The organism is Amycolatopsis anabasis (assembly GCF_009765355.1).
In the GTDB taxonomy this organism is placed as follows: domain Bacteria; phylum Actinomycetota; class Actinomycetes; order Mycobacteriales; family Pseudonocardiaceae; genus Amycolatopsis; species Amycolatopsis anabasis.
Map to the genome: position 1 here is coordinate 1 of NZ_VTHK01000069.1, position 26,507 is coordinate 26,507.

At 70.0% G+C, this 26,507-nt stretch carries 24 protein-coding genes and 1 pseudogene; 14 read left to right on the forward strand and 11 right to left on the reverse strand.

Going from position 1 to position 26,507, the window contains the following annotated elements; translation table 11 throughout:
* Positions 1 to 182 precede the first annotated feature (182 nt).
* The 3 genes and pseudogenes from FXO23_RS44255 to FXO23_RS44265 form a co-directional block, all read right to left on the reverse strand.
* Positions 183 to 371: pseudogene (locus FXO23_RS44255) on the reverse strand (hypothetical protein); the annotation flags it as partial.
* Between the two features lie 8 nt (positions 372 to 379).
* A complete protein-coding gene (locus FXO23_RS44260; protein WP_158893841.1) occupies positions 380 to 1,507 on the reverse strand; it encodes a fatty acid desaturase family protein in 1,128 nt (375 codons plus the stop codon).
* Between the two features lie 13 nt (positions 1,508 to 1,520).
* A complete protein-coding gene (locus FXO23_RS44265) occupies positions 1,521 to 2,627 on the reverse strand; it encodes a ferredoxin reductase (RefSeq protein WP_158893843.1) in 1,107 nt (368 codons plus the stop codon).
* 124 nt (positions 2,628 to 2,751) lie between these two features.
* Between FXO23_RS44265 and FXO23_RS44270 the strand changes: the two genes are divergently transcribed.
* From FXO23_RS44270 to FXO23_RS44285, 4 genes are all read left to right on the forward strand, one after another.
* The gene (locus tag FXO23_RS44270; protein WP_179957052.1) at positions 2,752 to 3,405 is read left to right on the forward strand and encodes a TetR family transcriptional regulator; all 654 of its coding nucleotides are present in this window, start codon (positions 2,752 to 2,754) and stop codon (positions 3,403 to 3,405) included.
* Between the two features lie 109 nt (positions 3,406 to 3,514).
* The gene (locus FXO23_RS44275) at positions 3,515 to 4,618 is read left to right on the forward strand and encodes a Re/Si-specific NAD(P)(+) transhydrogenase subunit alpha (protein WP_158893847.1); all 1,104 of its coding nucleotides are present in this window, start codon (positions 3,515 to 3,517) and stop codon (positions 4,616 to 4,618) included.
* Positions 4,618 to 4,929: an NAD(P) transhydrogenase subunit alpha part 2 gene (locus FXO23_RS44280; RefSeq protein WP_158893849.1), complete on the forward strand. Its 312-nt coding sequence runs from the start codon at positions 4,618 to 4,620 to the stop codon at positions 4,927 to 4,929. Before FXO23_RS44275 ends, FXO23_RS44280 begins: the two co-directional genes overlap by 1 nt.
* Positions 4,926 to 6,311, forward strand: coding sequence for an NAD(P)(+) transhydrogenase (Re/Si-specific) subunit beta (locus tag FXO23_RS44285; protein WP_158893851.1), 1,386 nt, complete (start codon positions 4,926 to 4,928; stop codon positions 6,309 to 6,311). The genes FXO23_RS44280 and FXO23_RS44285 overlap by 4 nt, the downstream gene beginning before the upstream one ends.
* A gap of 97 nt (positions 6,312 to 6,408) precedes the next feature.
* Here FXO23_RS44285 and FXO23_RS44290 read toward each other — a convergent pair whose 3' ends face one another.
* Positions 6,409 to 7,050 (reverse strand): histone-like nucleoid-structuring protein Lsr2, encoded by a 642-nt coding sequence (locus FXO23_RS44290; RefSeq protein WP_179957053.1) that lies wholly within the window; start codon positions 7,048 to 7,050, stop codon positions 6,409 to 6,411.
* 139 nt (positions 7,051 to 7,189) lie between these two features.
* Here FXO23_RS44290 and FXO23_RS44295 point away from each other — a divergent pair, with 139 nt between their 5' ends.
* Entirely contained in the window at positions 7,190 to 8,581 is a 1,392-nt protein-coding gene (locus tag FXO23_RS44295; RefSeq protein ID WP_179957054.1) for a dihydrolipoyl dehydrogenase family protein, read from the forward strand.
* A gap of 6 nt (positions 8,582 to 8,587) precedes the next feature.
* Here FXO23_RS44295 and FXO23_RS44300 read toward each other — a convergent pair whose 3' ends face one another.
* Positions 8,588 to 10,108 (reverse strand): hypothetical protein, encoded by a 1,521-nt coding sequence (locus FXO23_RS44300; protein ID WP_158893853.1) that lies wholly within the window; start codon positions 10,106 to 10,108, stop codon positions 8,588 to 8,590.
* Between the two features lie 225 nt (positions 10,109 to 10,333).
* Between FXO23_RS44300 and FXO23_RS44305 the strand changes: the two genes are divergently transcribed.
* From FXO23_RS44305 to FXO23_RS44325, 5 genes are all read left to right on the forward strand, one after another.
* Positions 10,334 to 11,803 (forward strand): S8 family peptidase, encoded by a 1,470-nt coding sequence (locus tag FXO23_RS44305; protein WP_158893855.1) that lies wholly within the window; start codon positions 10,334 to 10,336, stop codon positions 11,801 to 11,803.
* A 205-nt stretch (positions 11,804 to 12,008) separates the two neighbouring features.
* Complete coding sequence (locus FXO23_RS44310; protein WP_158893857.1) at positions 12,009 to 12,512, forward strand: DUF3145 domain-containing protein; 504 nt, start codon at positions 12,009 to 12,011, stop codon at positions 12,510 to 12,512.
* A 24-nt stretch (positions 12,513 to 12,536) separates the two neighbouring features.
* Positions 12,537 to 13,124 (forward strand): hypothetical protein, encoded by a 588-nt coding sequence (locus tag FXO23_RS44315; RefSeq protein WP_158893859.1) that lies wholly within the window; start codon positions 12,537 to 12,539, stop codon positions 13,122 to 13,124.
* A gap of 68 nt (positions 13,125 to 13,192) precedes the next feature.
* Positions 13,193 to 15,574: a cation-translocating P-type ATPase gene (locus FXO23_RS44320; protein ID WP_158893861.1), complete on the forward strand. Its 2,382-nt coding sequence runs from the start codon at positions 13,193 to 13,195 to the stop codon at positions 15,572 to 15,574.
* 131 nt (positions 15,575 to 15,705) lie between these two features.
* On the forward strand, positions 15,706 to 16,368 hold the full coding sequence (locus tag FXO23_RS44325; protein ID WP_158893864.1) for an HAD family hydrolase: 663 nt from the start codon (positions 15,706 to 15,708) through the stop codon (positions 16,366 to 16,368).
* Here the strand turns inward: FXO23_RS44325 and FXO23_RS44330 are convergent.
* A complete protein-coding gene (locus FXO23_RS44330) occupies positions 16,317 to 17,735 on the reverse strand; it encodes an aminotransferase-like domain-containing protein (protein WP_158893866.1) in 1,419 nt (472 codons plus the stop codon). The two genes, FXO23_RS44325 and FXO23_RS44330, sit on opposite strands and share 52 nt — an antisense overlap.
* A 64-nt stretch (positions 17,736 to 17,799) precedes the next feature.
* Between FXO23_RS44330 and FXO23_RS44335 the strand changes: the two genes are divergently transcribed.
* On the forward strand, positions 17,800 to 18,129 hold the full coding sequence (locus FXO23_RS44335; RefSeq protein WP_158893868.1) for a cupin domain-containing protein: 330 nt from the start codon (positions 17,800 to 17,802) through the stop codon (positions 18,127 to 18,129).
* A 52-nt stretch (positions 18,130 to 18,181) separates the two neighbouring features.
* Here FXO23_RS44335 and FXO23_RS44340 read toward each other — a convergent pair whose 3' ends face one another.
* The 5 genes from FXO23_RS44340 to FXO23_RS44360 form a co-directional block, all read right to left on the reverse strand.
* The gene (locus tag FXO23_RS44340; RefSeq protein ID WP_158893870.1) at positions 18,182 to 19,429 is read right to left on the reverse strand and encodes a beta-ketoacyl-[acyl-carrier-protein] synthase family protein; all 1,248 of its coding nucleotides are present in this window, start codon (positions 19,427 to 19,429) and stop codon (positions 18,182 to 18,184) included.
* A gap of 39 nt (positions 19,430 to 19,468) precedes the next feature.
* Complete coding sequence (locus FXO23_RS44345; RefSeq protein ID WP_158893872.1) at positions 19,469 to 19,714, reverse strand: acyl carrier protein; 246 nt, start codon at positions 19,712 to 19,714, stop codon at positions 19,469 to 19,471.
* Between the two features lie 66 nt (positions 19,715 to 19,780).
* Positions 19,781 to 20,761 (reverse strand): beta-ketoacyl-ACP synthase III, encoded by a 981-nt coding sequence (locus FXO23_RS44350; protein ID WP_158893874.1) that lies wholly within the window; start codon positions 20,759 to 20,761, stop codon positions 19,781 to 19,783.
* Complete coding sequence (locus FXO23_RS44355; protein WP_158893876.1) at positions 20,758 to 21,687, reverse strand: ACP S-malonyltransferase; 930 nt, start codon at positions 21,685 to 21,687, stop codon at positions 20,758 to 20,760. Before FXO23_RS44355 ends, FXO23_RS44350 begins: the two co-directional genes overlap by 4 nt.
* Before the next feature lie 165 nt (positions 21,688 to 21,852).
* Positions 21,853 to 23,067: a PucR family transcriptional regulator gene (locus FXO23_RS44360; protein ID WP_158893878.1), complete on the reverse strand. Its 1,215-nt coding sequence runs from the start codon at positions 23,065 to 23,067 to the stop codon at positions 21,853 to 21,855.
* Between the two features lie 334 nt (positions 23,068 to 23,401).
* On the opposite strand from FXO23_RS44360, the gene FXO23_RS44365 reads away from it, so the two are divergent.
* From FXO23_RS44365 to FXO23_RS44375, 3 genes are all read left to right on the forward strand, one after another.
* Positions 23,402 to 24,241 (forward strand): ABC transporter ATP-binding protein, encoded by an 840-nt coding sequence (locus FXO23_RS44365; protein WP_158893914.1) that lies wholly within the window; start codon positions 23,402 to 23,404, stop codon positions 24,239 to 24,241.
* A gap of 17 nt (positions 24,242 to 24,258) precedes the next feature.
* On the forward strand, positions 24,259 to 25,443 hold the full coding sequence (locus tag FXO23_RS44370) for an ABC transporter permease (protein ID WP_158893916.1): 1,185 nt from the start codon (positions 24,259 to 24,261) through the stop codon (positions 25,441 to 25,443).
* 226 nt (positions 25,444 to 25,669) lie between these two features.
* Entirely contained in the window at positions 25,670 to 26,449 is a 780-nt protein-coding gene (locus tag FXO23_RS44375) for a mechanosensitive ion channel family protein (protein ID WP_158893880.1), read from the forward strand.
* Positions 26,450 to 26,507: the final 58 nt, after the last annotated feature.

The following is a 26,507-nucleotide window of genomic DNA, read 5'->3' on the forward strand; positions in this document are numbered from 1 at the left end:
CACCCGGTCAACCCCACCCCACCAGCAAAAACCAAGATGAAAAATGCCCATTGGGGGACTCACTCGGTGGGGTCGGGGTCCACGACTCGGGGTGGGGGTTCTGAGGTGCGGTCGCGGGGGAAGGGTTCGGGTTCGGTGTCGGGGCGCAGCGACTCGCCGGTGACCGGCTCGGCCGCCGAGTTCTCCTCGTCGGCCTGGGCCCGCCGGGAGGCTTCGCGCATCTCGATGAAATCGGTGAGCCAGTCGCCGGTCTCCCGGGCGATGTCCCGGATCGCGCCGGTGATGATGGTCGCGATGTTGCCGATGTGCGTCGCCGCCGATTCGGTGAGCTCCTGAACCGTGTCCTTGTTGCGCTCGAACTCTCCCACCATGTCCGTCCCTACGCCGCCGTGAGCTTCCTGTCCCGGTTGAGGGTAGTGGGCTTGGGGCCGGGTTCGCTGCGTTCGCCGGTCCACGGGAGGGCGAGTTTCACGATCTTCTTCGCGACCGAGAAGAGTTGCTTGTGCAGCGGGCCGGTGTGGTAGGGCAGCCCGTATTTCTCGCAGATCGCCCGGACCTCGTCGGCGATTTCCGGGTAACGGCGCGCCGGGATGTCCGGGAACAGGTGGTGTTCGATCTGGTGGGAGAGGTTTCCGGTCATGATGTGGAACAGTTTGCCGCCGGTGATGTTCGCCGAGCCGAGGATCTGGCGCAGGTACCACTGGCCGCGGGTTTCGTTCTCGGTCTCCTCTTCGGTGAAGCTTTCCACGTCGGCCGGGAAATGACCGCAGAAGATGATCGCGAACGCCCAGAGGTTGCGGGTCAGGTTCGCGGTCGCGTTGCCGAGCAGGGTCAGCGGGGCGAGCGGGCCGGTGAGGAGCGGGAAGAGAACGTAGTCCTTGCCGATCTGGCGGGAGGCCTTCCGGATGATCCGGGCGCGGACCTCCTTGAACTCGGACCATTTGCGTTCGCCCTTGAGTTGGCGGTCGACCTCGAGATCGTGGAGCATGACGCCCCATTCGAAGAAGATGGCCAGCAGGGTGGCGTACAGCGGATTGCCGAGGTAGTACGGGCTCCATTTCTGCGCCGGGTCCATCCGCAGAATGCCGTAGCCGATGTCCCGGTCCTTGTCCAGGATGTTGGTGTAGGTGTGGTGGATGTAGTTGTGCGAATGGCGCCAGTTCTCCGCGGGGGCCACGGTGTCCCATTCGAACTGCTGCGAGCTCAGCGCCGGAATGCGCGTCCAGTCGTACTGGCCGTGCATCACGTTGTGGCCGATCTCCATGTTGTCCAGGATCTTGGCGACCGAAAGCGCGGCCACCCCGGCCACCCACGCGGGCGGGAAGAACCCGGCGAAGAGCAGCCCGCGGCCGGTGATCTCCAGCGCCCGCTGGGTTTTGATGATGTTCTGGATGTAGTCGAGGTCCGCCTTGCCGAGGTCGTCCACGATCCGCTGCCGGATCGCGTCGATTTCCCGGCCGAACTCCTCGACCTGTTCCGGCGTCAGCCGGTCTTGCAAGCCAGTCATGGGCGAAACTCCTTCAGCAGTTGATTTCGACGTCGCCGACCGGCACCGAGATGCAGAGCTGGATTTCCTCGTTCTCCTCGGTGGACAGCGCGCCGGTTTTGGCGTTGCGCACGCAGCCGGTGGTCTTGACCTTGGTGCAGGAGAAGCAGATGCCCATCCGGCAGCCGTGCTCCGGCCGCAGGCCCGCCTCCTCGGCCTGCTCCAGCAGCGGGCGGCCGGTATTGGTGATCTCCCTGCCGCTGTGGGTGAACCGGACCTGGCCGGTCGCGTTCTCGGTGTCCAGCTCGAGCACCGGCGGCGCGAACTCCTCAGTGTGCAGCCGTTCACTCAAGCCGTCGGCGCCGAACAGTTCGCGGACCGAATCCATCAGCGGGGTCGGCCCGCACAGGTAGGTTTCCGCCTCCCGGTACCACGGGGCGACCGCCTCGAGGTGCTCGGCCGAGAAGAAGCCGCGCAGTTCGCCGCCGCGGGCGTGGGTGTACGCGAAGACCACGCGCACCGCCGGGTGCCGGGCGGCCAGGTCCGCCAGCTCGTCCCGGTAGAGCACGTCCTCGGCGGTGTTGGCGTAGTGCAGGAAGGTGATCCGGCCGACGTGCCGCTCGTCGGCCAGGGTCCGCAGCATCGACAGCACCGGGGTGATCCCGCTGCCGCCACTGATCATCAGCACCCGGCGCGGCCGGCGCTCGGGCAGGGTGAACCCGCCGTCCGGCCGGGACAGCCCGAGCACCATGCCCGGCGCCGCGTTCTCGTGCAGGTGACGGGAAACCAGGCCCTGCGGATCCGCCTTGACGGTCAGTTCCAGCAGGCCGTCGCTCCGGTGCTGCGAATTGGCGGGGGAGTAGCACCGGGTGCGCCGGACGCCGTCGATGTCCACCGAGACCCGGACGTACTGACCCGCGGTGAAACCGCCCCACGCCCGGCTCGTGCGCAGGGTGAGGGTCACCGTGTCGGCGGTCTGGTGCCGCACCTCGGTCACCACCCCGCGGATTTCGCGGCGGACCAGCATCGGATCGATCAGCTCGAGGTAGCGGTCCATGCCGTGCGGCGTGAGCAGCGCCTCGGCGAGGGACGCGAGCCGCCGCATGCGGGGGCGGGCGCGTCGCGGGAGGAGCGCGGCCATCACAACTCCAGTTCCAGTGAACAGATGTACACTGAACAGTGGAGTGGATTCCGCGGACACTGTCAACTGCGAGGGCGAATGATGTGACGTGAGCGATAGCGCGAAGATCAAAACCTTGGCGGACATGCGTACTCTGACCACCGTGTCGCCGTCTGAACCAGTGAGCCGCCAGGAACGAAAACAGCGCACCCGGCAGGCATTGCTCGATGCCGCACTGGATCTGGTGAGTGAGCGAGCGTTCGCCAGCCTCAGCCTGCGCGAGGTGACGAAGAAGGCCGGAATCGTGCCGACCGCGTTCTACCGGCACTTCGCTTCGATGGACGAACTCGGCGTCGCACTCGTCGAGGAATCGATGCGCACGCTGCGCCGGATGATCCGGTCGGCCCGCAGCGATCCGGCCGCGTACCCCGACCTCATCCGCGCGTCGGTGCGCACGCTGTACGAGCACGTGCGCGCGCACGAGGACCACTTCCGGTTCCTGACCAGGGAGCGCTACGCGGGGACCGGCGCGCTTTCCCGCGCGATCGGCACCGAGCTGAAGCTGTTCGCCAGCGAACTCGCGATCGACCTGGCCCGGTTCGACGAACTGCGCGGCTGGTCGACCGAGGACCTGCACATGATGGCCGAGTTGATCGTCACCGCGATGCAGGCGACGGTGCTCGATCTCATCGAAGCGCGTCCGCGACACGCCGAAACCGACGAGCGCATCATCCGAACAGCGGAGAAACGCCTGCGGCTGATCGTGCTAGGGGTGCCGAACTGGCGTAGCACACCCTAAGGTGGTGCCGCTCCACTGATCTTTCATGGTAAAACCTGACTAGGCGTATTCGGGTGACGACGCCCGGTAACACCGCGCGGGCGGCCCTCACTCGCGAGGAGGTCGTGCAGTGGCAGACAGTGAATCGCTGAGTGTCGGGGTGGTGAAGGAGTCGAAACCCGGCGAGCGAAGGGTCGCGCTGGTGCCCAAACTCGTCGAACGGCTCTCCCGGCGCGGACTGCGCATCGTCGTGGAGAAGGGCGCCGGGGCGGGTGCCCAGCTCGCCGACGACGTCTTCGAGGCGGCGGGTGCCCGGATCGGGGATCCGTGGTCCGCGGACGTGGTGCTCAAGGTGGCCCCGCCGACCAGCGCGGAGGTGGGCAAGCTCGCCGCGGGCACCGTGCTCATCGGCTTCCTCGCCCCTCTGTCCAATGTGGACGGCGTGGCCGCGCTGGACAAGGCCGGGGTGACCGCGTTCGCCGTGGAGTCCATCCCCCGGATCTCGCGGGCGCAGGCGATGGACGCCCTGTCCTCGCAGAGCAGCGTCGCCGGGTACCGCGCGGTCCTGCTGGCGGCGCAGAAGCTCACCCGGTTCTTCCCGATGCTCACCACCGCGGCCGGGACCGTGCCACCCGCGAAGGTCCTGGTGCTCGGCGCCGGGGTCGCGGGGTTGCAGGCGCTTGCCACGGCGAAACGGCTCGGCGCGCAGACCACCGGCTACGACGTGCGGCCCGAGGTCGCCGAGCAGGTGCGGTCGGTCGGCGCGCAGTTCCTCGACCTCGGCATCGAGGCCGTCGGCGAAGGCGGCTACGCCCGCGAGCTGACCGAGGACGAGCGGGCCAAACAGCAGCGCCGGCTCACCGAGGCGATCACCGGATTCGACGTCGTGATCACCACCGCGCTCGTGCCCGGCCGCACCGCGCCGATCCTGGTCACCGAGGAGGCCGTGCGGGGAATGCCCGCCGGTGCGGTGGTCGTCGACCTGGCCGGGGAATCCGGCGGCAACTGCGCGCTGACCGAGGCGGGCACGGACGTGGTCGCCTACGACGTGACCATCACCTCGCCGCTGAACCTGCCCGCCGAAATGCCCGCCCACGCGAGCGAGCTCTACGCCCGCAACGTGACCGAACTGCTGGAGCTGCTCGTGGACTCCGACGGGAAGCTGGCTCTCGACTTTTCCGACGAGATCGTGGCCGGCGCGTGCGTCGCCGGCCGGGAGAAGGGGGAAGCCTGATGCTGGTGGAGAGCCTGGCGATCCTGGTGCTCGCCGGATTCGTGGGTTTCGCGGTGATCTCGAAGGTGCCGAACACCCTGCACACACCGCTGATGTCCGGTACCAACGCGATTCACGGCATCGTGCTGCTGGGCGGGCTGATCGTGCTCGGCCTCGGCGCGGACGGGGTGCTGAACAAGATCCTGCTGGTGATCGCGATCGCGTTCGGCACGATCAACGTCGTGGGCGGATTCCTGGTCACCGACCGGATGCTGTCGATGTTCAAGCAGAAGCCGGCGCCGAAGGACTCCGAGGGCGGGGAAGGCAAATGAGCAGTTTCATCGCCGTTCTCTACATCATCGCGTTCGCGCTGTTCATCTACGGCCTGATGGGCCTGACCGGACCGCGGACCGCGGTGCGCGGCAACTGGATCGCCGCGGCCGGGATGGTCATCGCCGTGGTCGCGACCCTGCTCACCCCCGGGATGGGCAACTGGCTGCTGATCATTCTCGGCGTGGTGCTCGGCACGGTCGTCGGCGTCCCGGCCGCCCGCAAGGTGAAGATGACCGCGATGCCGCAGATGGTCGCGCTGTTCAACGGCGTCGGCGGTGGCGCGGTGGCGCTGATCGCGTGGGTGGAATTCCGGACCACCGAGGGCTACGCGCACGAACCCGAGTACGTGGCGATCGCGTCGCTGTTCGCCGCGCTGGTCGGGTCGATCTCCTTCTGGGGCTCGAACATCGCGTTCGGCAAGCTGCAGGAGCTGATCTCCGGGCGCCCGATCACCCTCGGCAAACTGCAGCAGCCGCTGAACGTGATCGTGCTCGTGGCGGCCCTCGCGCTCGCCGTGGTCATCGCGGCCGGCGGCGATTCCGAATGGCTGATGATCGGGCTGCTGGTCGCCGCGGCGGTGCTCGGGGTGCTGGTGGTGCTGCCGATCGGCGGCGCCGACATGCCGGTGGTGATCTCGTTGCTCAACGCGCTCACCGGGCTTTCGGCCGCCGCGATGGGGCTGGCGCTGGACAACACCGCGCTGATCGTGGCCGGGATGATCGTCGGCGCGTCCGGTTCGATCCTGACCAACCTGATGGCCAAGGCGATGAACCGGTCCATCCCCGCCATCGTGGCCGGCGGGTTCGGCGGCGGGGCCGCGGCGACCGGTGGGCGGTCCGCCGAGGACCGGCCGGTGCGCAGCACGAGCGCGTCCGACACCGCGATCCAGATGGCCTACGCCGGCAAGGTCGTCGTCGTGCCCGGGTACGGGATGGCCGTCGCCCAGGCCCAGCACGCCGTCCGGGAGATGGCGCAACTGCTGGAGTCCAAGGGGATCTCGGTCGCCTATGCGATCCACCCGGTCGCGGGCCGGATGCCCGGGCACATGAACGTGCTGCTGGCCGAGGCGGACGTGCCCTACGACCAGCTCAAGGAAATGGACGAGATCAACTCCGAATTCGCGCAGACCGACGTGGCACTCGTGATCGGCGCGAACGACGTGACCAACCCGGCGGCCGAGACCGATCCCGGTTCGCCGATCTACGGGATGCCGATCCTCAAGGTCAACCAGAGCCGATCGGTGATCGTGCTCAAGCGCTCGATGAGTTCGGGATTCGCCGGAATCGACAACGAGCTCTTCTACGACGCGAAGACCAGCATGCTCTTCGGCGACGCGAAGACCTCGGTCGGTGACATCGTCGAGGAACTCAAGGCGCTGTAGCGCGTCCCTGCCGTCCCTACGGCAAAGCGCCCCCTTTCGATTCGTCGGAAAGGGGGCGCTTCGCTTTGGACCGATCAGCGCATTCGACTCACTCGGCTCACTCGGCGGCGGAGAACAGCACCGGCGGCGCCTTCCGGACACTCGAAGTCCGAGAAGTCTTCTTCGCGGCCGTCGTCGTCTTCTTTTCGGTGGTCTTCTTTTCCGCGGTCGCCTTACGGGCGGCGGTGGCCTTCTGCACGGGCGCGGTGGCCTTCGCGGTCGTGGTCTTCTTCGCGGTGGACTTGGCGGGCGCCTTCGCGGCGGTCTTGGCCGTCGCGCGTTTGGCCGTGGTCGCCTTGGCCGCCGTGGACTTGGTGCCCGCGGACTTCGCCGTGGCTTTCGCGGACGACCGAGTGCCACCGGTCCTGGTGGTGGCCTTCGCGGCGGTCGCGCGCCCGGCGGGTTTCTTCGCGGCCGCCCGTTTCGGTTCGGCCTTCTTGGCCGTGGCCTTCGTCGCGGTGGTGCGGCCCGCGACCTTCCGCCCGCGCTTCGGCCGTCCGATGCGGCGAATCGCGCGCTTCCGGCCGCCGACCCGGCGGCCGTGTTCGACATACGTCTCAAGGATTTCCCGCAGCGCGTCCGCGTTCTCCCCGGACAGGTCGATGTCGTATTGGACACCGTCCAACGCGAACCGGACCGTCTCCTCCGCGGGCTCGCCATTCAGGTCATCCAGCAACTGCACCGCTGTGTTCCTAGCCACGAAAACCTCCCGTGCTCGATGTCGAAGGGCAATCGGCATCGCGACCGTCGTGAAGAACGTTGCCGCCGACCTTTTCAACTTGCCAGCGAGACTACCGTTTAGGTTGCGCGCGGCGCGCGTGTGGTGTGCGCTGGGATGCATGACGGAGACTTTCGATGTGATCGTGGTCGGCGGCGGACCGGTCGGGGAGAATGCGGCGGGCCGTGCGGCTCAAGGGGGACTGACGGTCGCACTGGTCGAGCACGAGCGGTTCGGCGGCGAATGTTCCTACTGGGCCTGCATTCCGAGTAAAGCATTACTCCGCCCCGCGAACCTGCTCGCGGCCGCGCACCGCATGCCCGGCGTGCCGGTCGGCGACGCGCTCGACGCGGCCAAAGTGTTCGAGCGCCGGGACTCGTTCACCAGTAAGGGCGACGACTCCGCGCAGGAGGACTGGGTGCGCGGCGCCGGTATCGAACCGGTGCGCGGGCACGGCCGGATCACCGGCGAGCGTGAGGTCACAGTGGACGGCGGTCGCGTGCTGCGGGCGCGGCACGGTGTCGTGGTCTGCACCGGCAGCGTGCCCAAGACCCCGTCGATTCCCGGGCTGGACGAGGTGCCGACCTGGGGCTCGCGGGAGGCGACCTCGGCGAGTGCGGTGCCGGGCCGGCTCGCCGTCCTCGGCGGCGGGGTCGTCGGGGTGGAAATGGCGCAGGCATGGGCCAGGCTCGGCTCGCGGGTTGACCTGATCGTGTCCGGTCCGCGGCCGTTGCCGAAGTACGCGGACTTCGCGGGCGACGCGGTGGCCGAGGGATTGCGCGAGGCCGGGGTGGAAGTGCACCTGGAATCCGGGCTGACGGCGGTGTCCGAAGTGGACGGCAAGACCCGGCTCGAACTGCGTGGCGGGGCGACGTTGACCGCGGACAAGCTGCTGGTCGCCACCGGGCGGCGCCCGGCGACCGATGACCTCGGGCTGGAATCCATTGGCATGACTGGGGGTCAGTCGCTCGCCGTGGACGACTCCGGGCAGGTGTCCGAAGTGGACGGCGGCTGGCTGTACGCGGCCGGGGACGTGACCGGCCGGGCGCCGCTGACCCACCAGGGCAAATACGCGGCGCGTGTGGTCGGGGACGTGCTGGTGGCCAAGGCGAAGGGGGAGCGCGTCGAAACGCGACCGTGGACCCGGTACGCCGCGACCGCCGACCACCACGCGGTGCCGCAGGTGGTGTTCACCGATCCCGAGGTCGCCGCGGTCGGGCTGGCCGGGCCGCGGGAGGGCAGCGCCGATCGCGTGGTCGATCTGGACATCGCGGTCGCCGGTTCGTCGTTGCACGCGGACGGGTACCAGGGCAAGGCGCGGATCGTCGTGAACACCGAACGCGAGGTGCTGCTCGGGGTGACGTTCGTCGGCCAGGACGTCGCCGATCTGCTGCACGCGGCGACCATCGCGATCGTCGGCGAGGTTCCGCTGCACCGGCTGTGGCACGCGGTCCCCGCGTTCCCGACCATCAGCGAGGTCTGGCTCCGCCTGCTGGAGGAATACGGGTTGTGACCCGGATCAGAGGGCGAGGGTCAGGGCGGTGGCGGCGGCCTGGATGAGGGCCGGGTCGTCCGGGGTGGACGGGCCGTCGAGCCAGCAGGCCTGCACGAGCCGGACCGCCGCGCCGTCGGCGGCGCTGGCGTAGGCGCTGCCCTCGAACCGGGGTTTGGGATCGGGCCATTTGCCGGTCTCGGTCGCGAGATCGGTGATCCCGCCGCCGCCCGGGGCGTCGGCGACCTTCTTGAAGTCGGCGGCCATTCCCGGATTGGCGAAGGTGACCACCCCGATCGTCACCGCGGCCGGGCGTCCGTCCACGGTCGCGGTGAAACTGGCGCGCTGGACGCCGTCGCAACTGGTGCGCTGCAGGCTGCCCTGGACGTCCCCGAAGGCGTGCGACGCGCAGCGCTGGTCGGCGTTCGAAACCAGCGGGGTGAACTGAACGCTCGCCGGGGGTTTGCTCGCCGGCGCGCTCGAGGGCGTACTGGCGGGCGCGCTCGGCGGTGGCGGGGCGGCCGGGGACGGGCTCGGCGAGTTGGCGGGCCGCGGCGGTTCCGGCCCGTCCTCACCGCTGGCCGCCACGGCGATCGCCGCGATCAGCAGCGCCACGAGCAGCGCGATGGCGCCCAGGGGCAGCCAGCGGACCGTTCGCGGGGACCGCGGCGCGGGCGGCGGGGCCGGTTCGGGTTCCGGGGGTTGTTCCGCCTGCGGCGGCGAACTCGGCGGCGCCGGTGGACTCGGCTGCGGCTGTGGCGGTGGGCTGGACGGCACCGGCGGCGCGGGCGGGCGCTGCGCGGTGACGACGGGTTTCGGGGCCGGATCGGTCGGGGCGGACAGGGGTTCCGCCGAAGCCTCGGCCTTCGGATGGTCGGCCGGGACCGTCGTCGCGAGCGCGGCCGGCGGATGTTCGGCCGCGGCGGCCGGTTCGGGCTCGTCCCGATCGCTGAACCCCTCGCCGAGCAGCAGTTCGTCGGCCAGTTCCGGCGCGTCCGGCGCCAGCAGTTCCAGGAGCGTGCGGGCATGCCGGATCGAGCACGGTTCGGCGGCCGAGGCGAGGGACACGGTCGCGGCCAGCATGCTGGTCGGCGTCGGGTGCAGGACGCGCACCGGTCCGGCGAGGTCGGCGGCGGGCTGCTCGACCGTCTCGACGAACGGGCCCACCGCGACCACGGTCCCGATCGGGACGGCCGCGTGCACGGACGAACGGATCCGTTCGGCGACCGCTTCGGACCGCGCGAGCGCCTCGGTCGCCGGGTTCACCGCGTCGTCGGCGCTGACCAGCGGCCAGCCGTCCGCCTTCCACTGGCCCCGCAGCGGCGCGTCCAGCCGCATGGCCGGATCCGGCAGGTCCACCCCGATGATGACGAGCAGCCCGCGGGGGAGCAGCGCGACGGCGTCCACGACCTGCGAGCTGTCCGGCAAGCGCACCCCGATGAGCGCGACGCCGCCGACCACCGTGCTGCCGCGCCCGAGTGAGGCCAGCGCGGCCCGGATGTCGTCGGCCACCCGCGACGGCTGTCGAGCAAGGCGAACCAGCCGCACTGCGCACCTCCCCGAGTCCAACTTGTGCTCGGGTGCACACGCTAGCGCGGGACCGTCGATTCCCTGCGTATGACGGCACCGACCGGCCGAAGGACCTCGATCGGCTGAAAGTGCGCGGTCCGGAGAGCGGGACGTGACCATTGACAGTGGTCCTTGTCACCTAGTTGAGTGCCTACCCGTTGGTAACAACCGGGGGGTCTTCAACGGAGAAGACAGGAGACCGAGATGCACAGACGAATCGGGCGATGGCGAAAGCCCGGCGCCCTGGCCGCGGCTTTGCTCGCACTCCCGTTCGCCGGGACCGCCCCGGCGAACGCCCAAGGCTCGGCCCCGGTCTCCGGGTCCCTCGGCAGGCTGCTGTCCACGCTCGGCGGTTCCGCCGAGGTCACCGCGCTCGTGCACGGGACCGACCTCGCCACCGCGGACCGGGCGGTCGGCCGGGCCGGACTGCGCAAGGTCGGTTCGTTCGACCGGATCGGCGTGGTCGCCGCGCAGGGCACCGCCGACCAGGTGCGGGCCGTGCGGCGCGCCGCGGGCGTCACCTACGTGGAGAACAACGATCCGCTCGTCGCCCGCGGCGGCACCGGCACCGCGGCCACCCGCAGCGCCGCGGCCCAGGCCACGCTGACCGGGACGAACGGCAAACGCCTGGACGGCAGCGGTGTCTCCGTCGCGATCATCGACACCGGCGTCGACCCGAACCACCCGGCGTTCCGGGCGGCCGACGGCGGCACCCGGGTGGTCCGCAACCTGAAGAGCCTCTGCCTCGACGGCACGGCGACGAACTGCATCACGGACGTGCCGAACTTCGTCGACACCGACGGCCTCTCCCTCGGCGGGCACGGCACGCACGTCACCGGGATCGCGGCCGGTAACCCGCGCACGCTGTCCGACGGCACGAAGGTCGGCGGCTCGGCGCCCGGGTCCAAGATCGTCTCGATCTCGACCGGCGCGGCGATCCTGGTGCTGGGCACCGATGCCGCGTTGAACTGGGTCCTGGAGAACCACGCCGCGCCCTGCGGCCCCGGGGTGCCCGCCTCGGCCTGCCCGCCGATCAAGGCGATCAACAACTCCTACGGGCCGAGCGGTGGCGGCGCCTTCGACCCGAACTCGGCGACGGTGAAACTGCAGCGCGCGCTGGCCGCCGAGGGCGTGGTCACGGTGTGGGCGAACGGCAACGACGGCGGCGACGGCTCGGCGAACCTGTCCAACCCGCCGGGTCAGGACCCGACCCCGGGCGTGCTGTCCGTGGCCTCCTACAACGATCAGGGCACCGGGACCCGGGACGGCGCGGTTTCCGGCTTCTCCTCGCGCGGGCTGGCCACCGATCCGGCGACCTGGCCGGACGTGTCGGCGCCGGGCGAGAACATCCTGTCCGCCTGCCGGCCGTGGCTGGTCATCTGCACCCAGGGCCTGCAGCCGAAGAACGGTCCCGGGCTGCTCGACCTCGGCACGTACAACGTGATCAGCGGCACCTCGATGGCCGCGCCGCAGATCACCGGCATCGTGGCGCAGTTGTTCCAGGCCAAACCGGCCGCCACCCCGGCCGAGATCGAGAACGCGATCAAGGCGACGGCGCACAAGTTCACCAACGGCGCGCCGTATTCGCCGGTCGGCGGCGGTTTGACGTCCAGTGTGGACAAAGGCGCGGGCCTGGTCGACACGGTGGCCGCGGCCAACCTGCTCGGTTCCTGAGGCGGAAGCAAGGGAGCTTTACCCCTCAGTTGAGGGAGTAAAGTTCCCTTGCTCCACATCTGTGGTGCGATTTCTGGGGTTCGTGTGGCCAAAGTGCACTCATGGGGTGCACAATGTCGGGGCAAGCGTCACGGACGGGATCGGACCGCCGGAACTCGCGAGGTCGTAGGGGAAGACGCCCCTCGTCGAGTAGCGGAGGTCAGCAGTGAGCACCCGTGGAAACACCCGTGGCGTGGTGTACGTCCACTCGTCGCCGTCTGCGGTTTGCCCGCACGTCGAGTGGGCCATTTCGGGCACCCTGGGTGGCCGAGTCGATCTACAGTGGACGGCGCAACCAGCCGCTCCAGGGCAGTTGCGTGCCGAATGCGGCTGGAGCGCGGCCGCGGGCACCGGCGCCAAACTGGTCGCCGCGCTCAAGGCGTGGCCGATGCTGCGCTTCGAGGTCACCGAGGAGCCCAGCTACGGCGTGGACGGCGAACGGTTCTGCTTCGCGCCCGGGCTCGGGCTGTGGCACGGGCGCACGAGTGCCAACGGCGACATCGTGGTCGGCGAGGACCACCTGCGCGCCCTGGTCGCGCAGTGCCGCGCGGGCGAGCAGCTCGCGCACAAGCTCGACGAACTGCTCGGCGCGAACTGGGACGAAGCGCTCGAACCCTTCCGCCACGCCGGCGACGGCGCGCCCGTTACCTGGCTGCACCAGGTCGGGTGATCGCTCCCGGCTAGGCTGCCGGGTATGCCAGCCACCTCGACCACCCGCCTGCGCTGGCTGGTACCCGCGCTCATCGTGGTGCTCTCGCTCACGGTCGGCGGGGGCCTGCTGGCGCGGGAGTTGTACCGGCAGCCGGTGGAGGAACTCGGCACCGCCGACGAGCTGCCGACGTCGAGTTCGCTCGCCCCGGAGCAGCAGCCGGGCGATCCCACGGTGAAGCTCAGTGCGGACGCCGTCTTGCACCCGCACGACGAGGACGTCCGGGACCTGCTGCAGAACTTCTTCGACGCCATCAACCACCGCAACTTCGAGCAGTGGCGCGACACGGTGACCCGGGAACGGCTCCAGTCCAGGACCCAGTCGCAGTGGGAGCGGGAATACGAGACGACCAGGGACGGCAGCATCGTCGTCCACCGCATCGAAGCGGTCGGGCCGAGCGCGCTGCACGTGCTGGTCACCTTCACCAGCACCCAGAACGTCAAGTACGCGCCGCCGGAGTTGCCGGAGGGCTGCATCCGCTGGCGGCTGGTGCTGCCGGTGGTCCAGGAGAGCGGCCGGTGGCGGGTCGACCAGGTGTTGCCGGGTACTACACCCGAGCACGAGAAATGCTGACTTTGGTCATCCGGTAGTAGTCCCGAAGGGTGACGCGGGGGCACAACCCGGACGAATAGAGTCGGCACATGTCGAGCGACCAGCACGTGCTCCTGCCGGACGTCGCGAACGGGTTGAGCGCCGCGGAGGTCGCCGAGCGCGTCGCCGCCGGCCAGACCAACGACGTCGCGACCAAGGCGAGCCGGACCACCGGCGAGATCATCCGGGCGAACGTGTTCACCCGGATCAACGCGATCTACGGGGTGCTCTTCGCGATCATCCTGTCCACCGGATACCTGGTCGACGGCTTGTTCGGCGGGCTGATCATCGTGAACAGCGCGATCGGCATGATCCAGGAGCTGCGCGCCAAGCGGACCCTGGAGCAGCTCGCGATCGTCGGGCAGGCCCGGCCCCGGGTGCGCCGCGACGGGGAGAGCCGGGAAATCGATCCGGCCGAGGTCGTGCTGGACGACGTGATCGAACTGGGGCCCGGGGACAAGGTCGTGGTGGACGGGGACGTGCTCGCCTCCGACGCCCTGGAGGTCGACGAGTCGCTGCTCACCGGGGAATCCGATCCGGTCGTCAAACAACCCGGCGACCACGTGATGTCGGGCAGCTTCGTGGTCGCCGGATCGGGGGCGTTCCGCGCGACGAAGGTCGGGAAGGACGCCTACGCGGCGAAACTGGCCGAGGAGGCCAGCAAGTTCGCCCTGGTCAAATCCGAGCTGCGGTCCGGAATCGACAAGATCCTCAAGTTCATCACCTACCTGCTGATCCCGGCCGGGGCGCTGACCATCTACAACCAGCTGGCCGGGGACCAGGCGCTGCCGGACGCGCTGCGCGGCATGGTCGCCGCGCTGGTGCCGATGGTGCCCGAGGGGCTGGTGCTGATGACCAGCGTCGCGTTCGCGGTCGGGGTCATCCGGCTGGGCAAGCGGCAGTGCCTGGTGCAGGAGCTGCCCGCGATCGAGGGGCTGGCCCGCGTCGACGTGGTGTGCGCGGACAAGACCGGCACGCTCACCGAGAACGCCATGCGGCTGGGCGAGGTGCGGGGCCTCGCCGAGGACGGCGTGCCGGTGCCGACCGCGCTGGCCGCGCTCGCCCGGGCCGACGCGCGGCCGAACGCGAGCCTGCAGGCGATCGCCGAGGCGTTTCCCGACGACCCCGGGTGGCGGGTCGAGGCGGTCATGCCGTTCTCGTCGGCGCGCAAGTGGAGCGGCGCGAGCTTCGCCGGGCACGGGAACTGGGTGCTCGGCGCGCCGGACGTGCTGCTGGACGCGGATCATCCCGAACGCGCGGAGGCCGAGCGGATCGGCGCGCAGGGGCTGCGGGTGCTGCTGCTCGGGCAGGCCGAGCGCCAGGTCGACGCGCCGGACGGACCGGGTGCGGTGACCCCGCTGGCGCTGGTCGTGCTCGAGCAGAAGATCCGCCCGGACGCCAAGGACACCCTGGACTACTTCGCGCACCAGTCGGTCACCGTGAAGGTGATCTCCGGGGACAACGCGGTGTCCGTCGGCGCGGTCGCCGGTGCGCTGGACCTGCCCGGATCCGGGAACCCGGTGGACGCGCGGAAGCTTCCCGAGGACGCGGCGCTGCTCGCGGACACGGTGGAGAACTCGGCGGTGTTCGGCCGGGTGACCCCGTTGCAGAAGCGGTCGATGGTCGGCGCGCTGCAGTCGAAGGGGCACACGGTCGCGATGACCGGCGACGGCGTCAACGACGTGCTCGCGCTCAAGGACGCCGACATCGGGGTGGCGATGGGCGCGGGCAGCCCGGCGACCCGCGCGGTGGCGCAGATCGTGTTGCTGGACAACAAGTTCGCGACGCTACCGCATGTGGTCGGCGAGGGCCGCCGGGTGATCGGCAACATCGAGCGCGTCTCGAACCTCTTCCTCACCAAGACCGTGTACTCGGTGCTGCTGGCGCTCGCGGTCGGCCTCGCGCAGGTGCCGTATCCGTTCCTGCCGCGGCACGTGACCATCACGGCGTGGTTCACCATCGGGCTGCCCGCCTTCGTGCTGTCCCTGGCGCCGAACAACGAACGCGCCCGCTCCGGGTTCGTCGGCCGGGTGATGCGCACGGCGATCCCGGCGGGCGTGGTGATCGCCGCGGCCACCTTCGTGTCGTATCTGCTGGTGTACCAAGGATCCGGCGCCACCGAACTGGACAAGGAACAGGCCGGGACCACGGCCCTGATCACCCTGATCTCGATCGCGCTGTGGGTGCTGGCGATCATCGCCCGGCCCTACGCCTGGTGGAAGATCGGGCTCATCGCGGGCATGGTGGCGCTCACCCTGGCGATGTTCCTGATCCCGTTCACCCAGGACTTCTTCCTGCTCGACCCGAGCAACCTGGGCTACACCGGCATCGCCTTCGCCTGCGCCGCGGTCGGCATCGTCCTGGTCGAAGCCGCCTGGTGGATCAACGGCTGGGCCCGCGGCGAAAAACGCACCCTCATCGCCCCGAACTGAGTTCCACGTTCGGGCAAGCGAGTTTCACACTCAGGTAAGCGAGTTTCACACTCAGGCACCTGAGTTCGACGTTCGGGCACGCGAGTTCCGCTTTCGGTGCTCAGTTCGTCTTCGAGTGGTAGCAGTGGTACATGGAGATCAACTGTTCCGCCCTGCTGCTGGACATCGACGGCACCCTGGTGAATTCGCTCGGAGCGGTCGAGCGGACCTGGCGGGCCTGGGCCGCCGAGTACGGACTCGACGGCGACGCCGTGCTGCGGGTGTGCCACGGTCGCCGGTCCGAGGAGACGATCGCCGACTTCCTGCCCGGCGAGCAGGTCGAATCCGCCGTCGCCCGGCTGGACGAGCTGGAACTGGCCGACCTCGACGGCGTGGTCGCCTGCGCGGGTGCCGCCGAGTTGTTGGCCGCCAACCGGTTGCCGTGGGCGGTGGTCACCTCGGGCATCGTCGCGCTGGGGACCGCCCGGATGAAGGCCGCCGGGTTTTCCCTGCCGGAGGTGTTCATCACGGCGGAATCGGTGACCGAAGGCAAACCCGCTCCGGAGTGCTACCGGCTCGCCGCGCGGAAACTCGGCGTTCCCGCCGGGGACTGCGTGGTGATCGAGGACGCGCCCGCGGGCGTGCGCGCGGGGCGGGCGGCCGGTGCCACGGTGGTCGCGGTGACCACCACGCACCGGGCCGAGGAACTCGGCGACGCCGATTTCGTCGTGCCGTCGCTCGACCACGTCACCGTGCGGGGAGATCAGATCGCCATCGCGGGCGGGGGCGGGGAGTGCGTGGCGGCCGGGCGGTAGGCGTCCCACGCCCGGGCCAGGCGGCGGACCGCTTCGCTCAGCAACTCCGGCGGGTGGGCGAAGTGGATGCGGACCCGGTCTTCGCTGCCGCCCGAGGGATCCAGGCCACCGCCCGGCAGGAGCACCACGCCCCGGCGCTGGGCGGCCTGCGCGAACGACGTGCCGTCGCCCTCGGGCAACCGGGCCCACAGGATGTGCCCGCCCCGGACCGGCGGCACCTCCCAGCCGGGCAGGTGCCGCGCCAGCTCCGCGCGCAGGTGGTCGTGGCGCGCCTGCCGCTCCTCGGCCCGGCGGCGGCACAGCGCCTCGAGCCGGGGCAGCACGTACGCGGCGGCCAGCTGCGCCGGGATGTTGCCGCCGATGTCGTGCACGGTCCGCAGCCGGGCGAGCCGGGCGATGATCGGTTCGGGCGCGCGGACCCAGCCGACCCGCAGCCCGCCCCAGACGCTCTTGCTCAGCGAGCCGACCGAGATCACCGTCCGCCCGGCGAGCGGAGGCGGCGGCCGTTCGCCGGGGAAACCCAGATCCGCCAGGACTTCGTCGTCGATCAACGGGATGTCCGCGGCGGCCGCGGTCTCGGCGAGGCGGCGCCGGGCGAGCGGGGAGAGCACCGCACCGGTCGGGTTCTGGAAGGTGGGGATCACGTACGCGAGCGCCGGCCGGTCATCGCGGATCGCCGCCTCGAAACCCGCCAGCCCGACCGGCAGCGCCCGCAGCACCGCCGCTTCCTCGCGGAACGCCTCGAGCACGCCCGGGTAGGTCGGCCCTTCCAGGAGCACCCGGTCGCCCGGCCGGATCAGGGCGCGGGCGAGCAGCGACAGCGCCTGCTGGGCGCCGTTGGTGACCAGCACCTGATCCGGTGAAGTGGCCACGCCGCGCCGGGTGTAGTGGTCGGCGATCTCGGCGCGCAACGCCGGGTGCCCGGACGGCAGGTAACCGATGTCGCCGGTGAGCGCGGCCAGTTCGGCCGCGACCCGGGTGTAGGCCGCCGCCAGTTCGGCGGGCGGGGAATCCGGTGCGGCGCAGGCGAGCTGGATCGCGTCGCCGGGCGGTTCCAGCAGGTGCAGGAAGACCGGGGCGCCGGTGGTGTCCGGCACGGCTGCCGCGGGGGAACCGGCCACCCGCGTGCCGCTGCCCTGGCGGCGGGAGATCCGGCCTTCCAGGCGCAGCAGGTCGTAGGCGGCGACCACCGTGCTGCGCCCCACCGCGAGGGTCGAGGCGAGCGCGCGATCCGGCGGCAGGGGCGTGCCCGGCGGGAGCTCGCCGTCGTCGATCAGCTGCCGCAGCCGGGCCGCGAGCAGCAGGTACAGCGGGCCGCGCCCGGAGGACCAGCGGCCGAGCCGTTCGGAGAGGGCGATTGGTTTCATGGGCAAACCAATTGTGCCGGATTGGCTCTGGGGCGCCGCATCCGCCCGCGCACAAGATGGGTTCATGAGCAACGAGACGGTGTCCATCACCGAGGTCATCGAGTCGCTGGCGGGCCCGTGGCAACCGCGGGAACTGGCGAAGGTCAACGACGCCGTGGTGCGCTTCGCCCGGTTCGAGGGCGAATTCCCCTGGCACCACCACGACGAGGACGAGCTGTTCCTCTGCTGGGACGGGACTTTCCGGCTGGAACTGGAGGGCCGCGAGCCGGTCACGCTCAATCCGGGCGAGATCTTCGTGGTGCCCCGGGGCACCCGGCACCGCCCGGTGGCCGCCGAACCCGCGCACGGCCTCATGGTCGAACGCCCGGAAACCAAGCAGTACGGCAACGGGTGAACGCGAAGAAGCCCCCGGAAGTGGCGGCACTTCCGGGGGCTCCTCGGCGTCTTTACGCGGCGGTGAACAGCAGCGCCGTGTTGTGCCCGCCGAAACCGAACGAGTTGCTCAGCGCGGCGGACAGCTCGACCTTGCGGGGCTCGCCGCTCACCACGTCGAGCTGAACCTTCGGGTCGAGGTCCTCGAGGTTCAGCGTCGCCGGCACGATTCCGTGGTACAGCGCCAGAATCGTGGCGATGCCCTCGACCGCCCCGGCCCCGCCGACGAGGTGACCGAGCGCGCCCTTCGGCGCGGTCACCACCGGGTGGTTGCCGATCGCGGTGCGGATCGCGGCCGCCTCACCGACATCGCCGACCACCGTCGAGGTGGCGTGCGCGTTCACGTGGCCGACGTCGGCCGCGGTCAGCCCGGCCATCTTGATCGCATTCGCCATCGCCGCGATCTGGCCGAGGCCCTCCGGGTGGTTCCCGGTGATGTGGTAGGCGTCCGAGGTGATGCCGTAACCGCTCAGCGTGGCGTAGATCCGGGCGCCCCGGGCCTTCGCGCGGTCGGCGCGCTCCAGGATCACCACGCCGGAGCCCTCGCCCAGCACGAACCCGTCGCGGTGCGCGTCGAACGGGCGGGACGCGGCCGCCGGATCGTCGTTGCGCGTGGACACCGTGCGCGCCTGGGCGAAACCGGCGATGGTGATCGGGTGGATGCAGGCTTCCGCGCCACCGGCCACCACGACGTCCGCCCGGCCGGAGCGGATCATCTCGAAACCGGACGCGATGCCTTCCGCACCGGAGGCACACGCCGACGCGGGCGAGTGCACTCCGGCGCGTGCCTTCAGGTCGATGCCGACGTGGGCCGCGGGGCCGTTCGGCATCAACATCGGCACGGTCAGCGGCGACACCTTCCGGATCCCGTGCTCGCGCAGCAGATCGTGCTGGCTGAGCAGGGTGGTCGGGCCGCCGATGCCGGTGCCGATCGAGACGCCGAGCCGGTCCGGGTCGACGTCGGTGTGCTCGTCCGTGGGCTGCTCGAAGCCCGCGTCCGCCCACGCCTGGCGCGCGGCGATGAGGGCTACCTGTTCACAACGGTCGAGCCTGCGTGCCTGTACGCGGGGGAGCCGTTCGGACGGCTCCTCGGCGAGTGTCGCTCCGATCTTCACCGGCAGGTCGAGGCGCTCGACCCACTCGGCCTCGATGGTGCGGACCCCACTCGCTCCCGCCAACAGTCCGTCCCAGGTGGACGCGACGTCCCCGCCGAGCGGAGTGGTCGCACCCAGCCCGGTGATCACGACGTCGGTGTTGCTCATTTGGAGTCTCCCCAAAGTCGGCGCCGGTACGCGCGGGTGTTACTTGGCGTTCGCCGAGACGTAGTTGACGGCGTCGCCCACGGTCTTCAGGTTGGCCAGCTCGTCGTCCGGGATCTTGACGCCGAACTTGTCCTCGGCCTGCACGGCGATCTCCACCATGGACAGCGAGTCGATGTCCAGGTCGTCCACGAAGGACTTCTCCGTGGTCACCTCGTCCTGGGCCACACCGGCGACCTCTTCGACGATCTCGGCCAGGCCGGACAGGATCTTTTCGTTGTCTGCCACTTGCTTTCCCTTCGTGGTTCTCTGGGTTGTTTCACCGGCCGCTGGACGCCCCGGCGTGCTTGGATACTACGGACAGAGGAATGCCTGGCCCGCATAGGACAGTCCGGCGCCGAAACCCACCGCCAGCACCACATCGCCCGACTTGGCGGTTCCGGCCGCACGCATGTGGTCGAGTGCCATCGGGATCGACGCCGACGAGGTGTTTCCGGAGTACTTGATGTCGTCGGCGACCACCATGTCCTCCCGGGCCCCGCGGGCCCGCAACCGTTTCGCGATCGCCTCGACGATGCGCAGGTTGGCCTGGTGCGGGATCAGTACATCCACATCGGACGGTTCGAGCCCGGCGAGTTCGAGCGCCCGCATGGCGATCGGGGCGATCTGCGTGGTCGCCCAGCGGAAGACCGACTGGCCCTCCTGGTAGATGTACTTGTGGTCGCGCATGTAGATGGTGTCGACCAGATCGCCCGCGCTGCCCCAGGCGACCGGCCCGATGCCCGGTTCGTCGGACGGCCCGACCACCGCGGCCCCGGCGCCGTCGGCGAAGATGATCGCGTTCGCCCGGTCCAGCGGATCCACCACATCGGTCAGCTTCTCGGCGCCGATCACCAGCACCCTGCCCGACGAGCCGGACCGGATCAGGTCCGAGGCCACGCCGAGGCCGTAGCAGAACCCGGCGCACGCGGCGTTGATGTCGAACGCACCGGCGCGTTTGACCCCGATCCGGTCGGCGACCTGCGCGGCGGCGTTCGGGATCGGCGCGGGCATAGTGCAGTTCGGCACGATCACGGTGTCCACTTCGGACGGTTCGAGGCCGGCGTCGGCCAGCGCGCGGGAACCCGCGGTGACCGCCATGTCCACCAGCAGCTCGTCCTTCTCCGCGAAGCGCCGCTCGATGATGCCGACGCGATCCCGGATCCATTGGTCGGTGGTGTCCATGATCTGGGACAAATCGTCGTTGGTGACGATCTTGTCCGGCTGGGTGCTGCCGACACCGAGCACGCGCGTCGCGGCGGGTCCCTGCTTGAGCTTCAGCGCCGGGCGGCTCACGCGGCATCCTCCAACTTGGCCAGATCGGCCGGGGTCTTGAGTGCGATGGTCGAGGTCACCACGCCCTTGAGCTGCCGCTTGACCAGGCCGGTCAGCGTGCCCGCGGGCGCCAGCTCCACGGTACGGGTGACGCCGAGCGAGACCAGCCCGTCCATGGTCAGGTCCCAGCGGACCGGGCGGGTGACCTGCTGGACGAGCCGGTCGAGGTACTCCGCGCCGCTGGTGACCACGGTACCGTCCGCATTGGACAGCAGCGGGCGGTTCGGGTCGGCGGGGGTGATCCCGGCGGCGTGCTTGCGCAACGCTTCCTCGGCGGGCGCCATGTATCCCGTGTGGAACGCGCCGGCCACCTTCAGCGCGCGAACCTTGGTGCCTTCCAAGGGTTCGGCGACGATCTGGGCGATCGCGTCGGCGGCCCCGGACGCGACGATCTGACCCGCGCCGTTCTGGTTCGCGGCGGCCAGGCCGTAATCGGCGAGCCAGGCGACCACCCGCTCGGGCTCGCCGAGCATCACGGCGGCCATGCTGGTCGGTTCGGCCGCGCAGGCCTTGGCCATCTCGGCGCCCCGCACCGCGGCGAGCGTGACGGCGTCCTCGGCGGAAAGCACGCCGGCGATGGCCGCGGCGGCGAGTTCACCCACGGAGTGCCCGGCGACCGGCGCGTCGGCGGGCAGTTCGATCCGCTCGCGCAGCTCGTCGTAGGCCAGCAGCGAAAGCGCGACGATCAGCGGCTGGGCGATCGCGGTGTCCTGGATCCGCTCCGCGTCGGCTTCCGTGCCGAGGTGGATCAGATCGAGACCGGTGCGATCGGACCAGCTCCGCACCCGGTCACGGGCGCCGTCGAGTTCGAGCCAGGGGGAGAGCATGCCGGGCGCTTGGGAGCCCTGTCCGGGGGCGAGGACTGCTGTCACGTACTCAGGGAACACGGTCCGTGGGGTTCGACGTGATGTCGGAGCTGACGAAGTCCGCGCGGCGATGTTGGAGGATTCCTACAAAGGTGACGGCCGCATGAACGACTGTTACCGGAATGCCTTGTCGGGTTCAGGGATATTTTGCCGTGATGCCGGTCACCCGATCGTCGGTACGCAGCGTCACCACAAGCCCCGCGCCCGCGCCAATCGGCCCACGGTGAGCGCGATCCGCAGGACCAGCGCGTCCCGGGGGTCGGAGGCGAGGCGTCCGGTCAGCTCGGCCGCCCGGCGAAGCCGGTAGCGCACCGTGTTCGGGTGCACGAACAAGGTCCGGGCGCAGGTCTCCAGCACCCCGCCGCTCTCCAGGTACGTCTCCACGGTCTCCAGGAGGGTCGGACCGGCCTGTTCCAGCGGTTTGGCGATTTGCTCGACGAGCATCCGCTCGGCCTCGGCGTCGCCGGAGAGCGCCCGTTCGGGGAGCAGATCGGCCGACCGGACCGGGCGCGGGGCGCCGGGCCAGCCGACCACCGCGCGCAGTCCGGACAGCGCTTCGGCCGCGCTGTGGTGCGCCTCGGCCAGGCTCGGCACGGTCGGACCCGCGACCACCGGACCGTCGCCGAACGCGACCGACAGCTTGCCCAGGATCTCCTGGTCCTTCGGGCTGCCCTCGGTCGGCCCGCCGACCACCACGACCAGCCGGGAACCCTGGACCGACAGCAGGACCGGGCGCCCTATCCGGGCCGCCCGGGCGCGAACCTCGAAGACGACCGTCGGCGGGTCGTCCGACCGCGGCTTGCCGACCAGGGCGGTCGCGGCGGCGGCCGGATCCCAGCCGAGCGCGGCGGCGCGGGAGAGCACCGATTCCTCGGCGTCGCCACGCACGATGCCGTCCACCACGAGCGCCTCGAGCCGGGCGTCCCAGGCGCCGCGCGCCTCGGCGGCGGCCGCGTAGGAGTTCGCCGTGGTGAAGGCGATTTCCCTGCCGTAGCGGAGAATTCCCTCCAGCAGCGCGGCCCGTTCGGCTTCGTCGGCCGCGAAATCCGGCAGCTGCTCCTCGAACACCTCGATGGCCAGCCGGACCAGGCCGACGGCCTGCCGCAGGCTGATCCACCGGGACAGTTCGGTCGGCGCGCCGCGGAAGGCCTCGGTGGTGAGCTTGGGCGCCTCGTTGGAGTCCCGCAACCAGTCGACGAAACTCGCCGCCGCGGTCTGGGTGATCAGCAGCACGCTGGCGCGCTGGTCGGCGGGCATCCGGCCGAACCAGGGGAGTCGTTCCTCCATCGCGGCGACGCTGGCCGAGGCGAGCCGCCCGGACGCGCGCTCCAGTTGCCGCAAGGTCTTGCCGGAAAGGCCGTGCTGCTCGGGCACGCGCCGCCGGGCGTTCGTCTGGCTCATGGTGTCCCGATCGTACGTCGCGGGCCGCGGCCGCGGTGCGGTGTCGGGCGATTACCCGCCGGGACGAACCCGCAACCTGACCGGCGGAAGCCGCAACTAAGGTTGCTAGCGAACGGCCGGAAACGCTCATTACGATTCCGCCGTCGCCGCCGCGGATATCCGGGTAATTCCCTGAGGCGGGCGGCCGGTCGCAAGAGCAGAATTCGCGCGGAAATCGCGTTTCGATCAGGGCATCGGCGAGGATGTCCGGGGGGAGGGCACTACGGTGGAAGATCGACGACTGGAGATCGACTCGATCTCCAAGCGTTATGGCGATGTCGTCGCGTTGCGCGCGATGACGTTCGATGTCCGGGCGGGCGAACTGTTCGGCTTCGTCGGCAGCAACGGCGCCGGAAAGACCACCACGATGCGGATCGCGCTCGGTGTGCTGTCCAGCGATTCGGGTGCGGTGCGCTGGGACGGCCGGCCGATCACGCTGGAAACCCGGCGGCACATCGGATACATGCCCGAGGAGCGCGGGCTCTACCCGAAGATGAAGGTGGGCGAGCAGCTCACCTATCTCGCGCGCCTGCACGGAATGTCCGTATCGGACGCCAGGAAGTCCGTTGTGGACTGGACCGAGCGGCTCGGGGTGGCCGCGCGCCGGGACGACGAGGTGCAGAAGCTCAGCCTGGGCAACCAGCAGCGGGTGCAGCTGGCCGCGGCGCTGGTGCACAACCCGAGCATTCTCGTGCTGGACGAACCGTTCTCCGGGCTGGACCCGGTGGCGGTGGACGTGATGAGCCAGGTACTCCGGGAGAAGGCGGACGAGGGAGTGCCGGTGGTGTTCTCCAGCCACCAGCTCGATCTGGTGGAGCGCCTCTGCGATCGCGTCGGAATCGTCCGAAGTGGACAAATGGTGGCGAAGGGGACCGTTCCGGAGCTGCGTTCGGGCGGTGCGGTCCGGTTGCTGGTGGACGCGCCGGAGGCCCCGGCGGGCTGGGCGGACGCGCTGCCCGGCGTCACCGTGCTCGGCCACGAGAACGGGGTGACCGAGCTGGAACTGTCCGACGGCGCCGACGACCAGACGGTGCTCAAGGCCGCCCTGGCGACCGGTCCGGTCCGCGAATTCGCGCGCCGCCAGCCCTCGCTTACCGAACTTTTCCGCAATGTCGTTACGCAGGAGGCAGCGTGAGTACCCCGGACGTCCGGATGGGAACGTGGGCGCCGATGTGGCTGGTGGCCTCCCGGGAGATCACCACCCGGCTGCGGTCCAAGGCCTACATCGTCAGCACGGTGGTGCTGCTGGTGCTGATCGTCGCCTCGGTCGTGGTGATGAAGCTGATCAGCGGCGGCTCGGACGCCACGGTCGGGGTCACCGGCCCCGCGTCGTCGCTGGCCGCCCCGCTGGAGGCCACGGCGAAGACGATCGACCAGAACGTGGCCACCAAGCAGGTGCCCGACGAGGCGGCCGGCCGCCAGCAGGTCGCCGACGGTTCGCTGGACGCGTTGCTGGTCGGCGACGGCACCCGGATCGAGGTCGTGGTCAAGAAGGACCTCGACGGCAAGCTGCGGAACGCGTTGAACGTGCTCTCCAGCCAGCTCGCGCTCAACCAGCAGATCACCGACCTGGGCGGCGATCCCGCGCAGGTGGGCGCCGCGGTCGCCAACGCGAAGGTCGAGGTCCGGCCGCTCGAGCAGCCCTACGACTACAGCGGTCAGCAGCTCGCGCTCGGCGCGATCGCGGGCATCCTGGTGTACCTGTCCCTGCTGCTCAACGGCCAGTCCGTGGCGCAGGGCGTGGTCGAGGAGAAGAGCAGCCGGGTGGTCGAGTTGCTGCTGTCCACCATCCGGCCGTGGCAGTTGATGACCGGCAAGGTGCTCGGCATCGGCGCGGTGGGGCTGATGCAGATGCTGGTGATCGGGGTGGTGGGCATCGTGGCGGGCCTGGCCACCGGGGCGTTGACCATTTCGATCTCCGCCGCGGTCGGCACGGTGGTCTGGCTGATCGTGTGGTTCCTGCTCGGCTTCCTGATGTACTCGATCGTGTTCGCCGCGCTCGGGGCGCTGGTTTCGCGGCAGGAGGACGTCGGCGGGGCGGTTTCCCCGGCCCTGATGTTCATCATCGCCGGATACGTCGTCGGGATTTCGGTGCTGCCCTCGGACCCGGGCAACTCCCTGGCCGAGGTGCTGTCGATCATTCCGGTGTTCTCGCCGACGCTGATGCCGATGCGCCTGGCGATGGGCGGCGTGCCGGTGTGGGAGGCCGTCCTTTCGCTCGCCTTGGTCGTCGCGATCATTCCGGTGCTGGTGTGGCTCGCCGCGCGGATCTACCGCAATGCGGTGATGCGGACCGGCGCGAAGGTCAAACTGCGGGAAGCGCTGCGGGCGGCGTGAGTTTTCGACACATCCGTTAATAATCGAGAACGCCCGGCGCGTACGGTTTCCGTCGCGCCGGGCGGTCTCGTCTCCCCGGTCCCCACCGGTACATCCACTATGGACCTTGTGGATCTTCCAGGTCCAGCATTGTCACCCGTTCGTGGAACCCCCGACTTGCCGGTCCCTGCTGGTTGTTCAACGCTTTGACCTAGCAACCTCAATTGCCGACAACGAGGAGGACATTGTGGGCGAGCAACTCAAGAACGGGCTCGGCCAGGCGTGGAATCTCGTGGCCACGTTCGTCCCGAAGCTCATCGCATTTCTGATCATCCTGTTGATCGGCTGGCTGATCGCGAAAGCGATCGCGAAGGCGCTCACCTTGGTGCTCGGTAGGCTCGGATTTTCCAAACTGGTGGACAAGACCGGGCTCACCGGAATGCTGAAGCAAACGAATATCGACGCCACCGGCATTATCGCGAAACTGGCGTATTACTTCATTCTGCTGATCGCGTTGCAATTGGCGTTCGGGGTGTTCGGCGAGACCAACCCGGTGAGCCAGTTGCTCAACGAAGTCATCGCGTTCCTGCCCAGGATCGTGGTCGCGCTGGTGCTCATCGTGGTCGCCGCGGCGATCGCGAACGTGGTTCGCGGCGCGGTCCGGGGAGCGCTGTCCACCCGGCCCGCGGGCCGCCTGCTGGGCACCATCAGCTACTGGCTGATCATGGCATTCGGCATCATCGCGGCGCTGAACCAGATCAACATCGCGACCACGGTGACCACTCCGGTGCTCGTGACCGTGCTGGCGACCATCGGCGGCGTGCTCGTCGTCGGCCTCGGCGGCGGCCTGATCAAACCCGCCCAGCAGCGCTGGGACGGCTGGCTGGCCAACCTCCAGGGGCAGATCGGCCAGGGCGGCGGCGACCGGTCTCAGGTGAACGGCGGCCCGGGGCAGCAGCGGTCCGCGGCCACCGCGCAGACGGACGTGCCCACCCCGCCGCAGGGCATCAACCGCGTCGATCGGTAGTTCCCGTTCCGGCCCGGCTCCGAAAGTGTCGCCACTTTCGGAGCCGGGCCGTGTTCTG

What these genes read in the sequence shown, in the direction of transcription:
- FXO23_RS44260 (WP_158893841.1), bottom strand. Translation starts at nt 1,507, where the DNA reads ATGACTGGCTTGCAAGACCGGCTGACGCCGGAACAGGTCGAGGAGTTC.
- FXO23_RS44265 (WP_158893843.1), bottom strand. Translation starts at nt 2,627, where the DNA reads ATGGCCGCGCTCCTCCCGCGACGCGCCCGCCCCCGCATGCGGCGGCTC.
- FXO23_RS44270 (WP_179957052.1), top strand. Translation starts at nt 2,752, where the DNA reads ATGCGTACTCTGACCACCGTGTCGCCGTCTGAACCAGTGAGCCGCCAG.
- FXO23_RS44280 (WP_158893849.1), top strand. Translation starts at nt 4,618, where the DNA reads ATGCTGGTGGAGAGCCTGGCGATCCTGGTGCTCGCCGGATTCGTGGGT.
- FXO23_RS44285 (WP_158893851.1), top strand. Translation starts at nt 4,926, where the DNA reads ATGAGCAGTTTCATCGCCGTTCTCTACATCATCGCGTTCGCGCTGTTC.
- FXO23_RS44295 (WP_179957054.1), top strand. Translation starts at nt 7,190, where the DNA reads ATGACGGAGACTTTCGATGTGATCGTGGTCGGCGGCGGACCGGTCGGG.
- FXO23_RS44305 (WP_158893855.1), top strand. Translation starts at nt 10,334, where the DNA reads ATGCACAGACGAATCGGGCGATGGCGAAAGCCCGGCGCCCTGGCCGCG.
- FXO23_RS44315 (WP_158893859.1), top strand. Translation starts at nt 12,537, where the DNA reads ATGCCAGCCACCTCGACCACCCGCCTGCGCTGGCTGGTACCCGCGCTC.
- FXO23_RS44320 (WP_158893861.1), top strand. Translation starts at nt 13,193, where the DNA reads ATGTCGAGCGACCAGCACGTGCTCCTGCCGGACGTCGCGAACGGGTTG.
- FXO23_RS44325 (WP_158893864.1), top strand. Translation starts at nt 15,706, where the DNA reads ATGGAGATCAACTGTTCCGCCCTGCTGCTGGACATCGACGGCACCCTG.
- FXO23_RS44330 (WP_158893866.1), bottom strand. Translation starts at nt 17,735, where the DNA reads ATGAAACCAATCGCCCTCTCCGAACGGCTCGGCCGCTGGTCCTCCGGG.
- FXO23_RS44335 (WP_158893868.1), top strand. Translation starts at nt 17,800, where the DNA reads ATGAGCAACGAGACGGTGTCCATCACCGAGGTCATCGAGTCGCTGGCG.
- FXO23_RS44340 (WP_158893870.1), bottom strand. Translation starts at nt 19,429, where the DNA reads ATGAGCAACACCGACGTCGTGATCACCGGGCTGGGTGCGACCACTCCG.
- FXO23_RS44360 (WP_158893878.1), bottom strand. Translation starts at nt 23,067, where the DNA reads ATGAGCCAGACGAACGCCCGGCGGCGCGTGCCCGAGCAGCACGGCCTT.
- FXO23_RS44365 (WP_158893914.1), top strand. Translation starts at nt 23,402, where the DNA reads ATGACGTTCGATGTCCGGGCGGGCGAACTGTTCGGCTTCGTCGGCAGC.
- FXO23_RS44370 (WP_158893916.1), top strand. Translation starts at nt 24,259, where the DNA reads ATGGGAACGTGGGCGCCGATGTGGCTGGTGGCCTCCCGGGAGATCACC.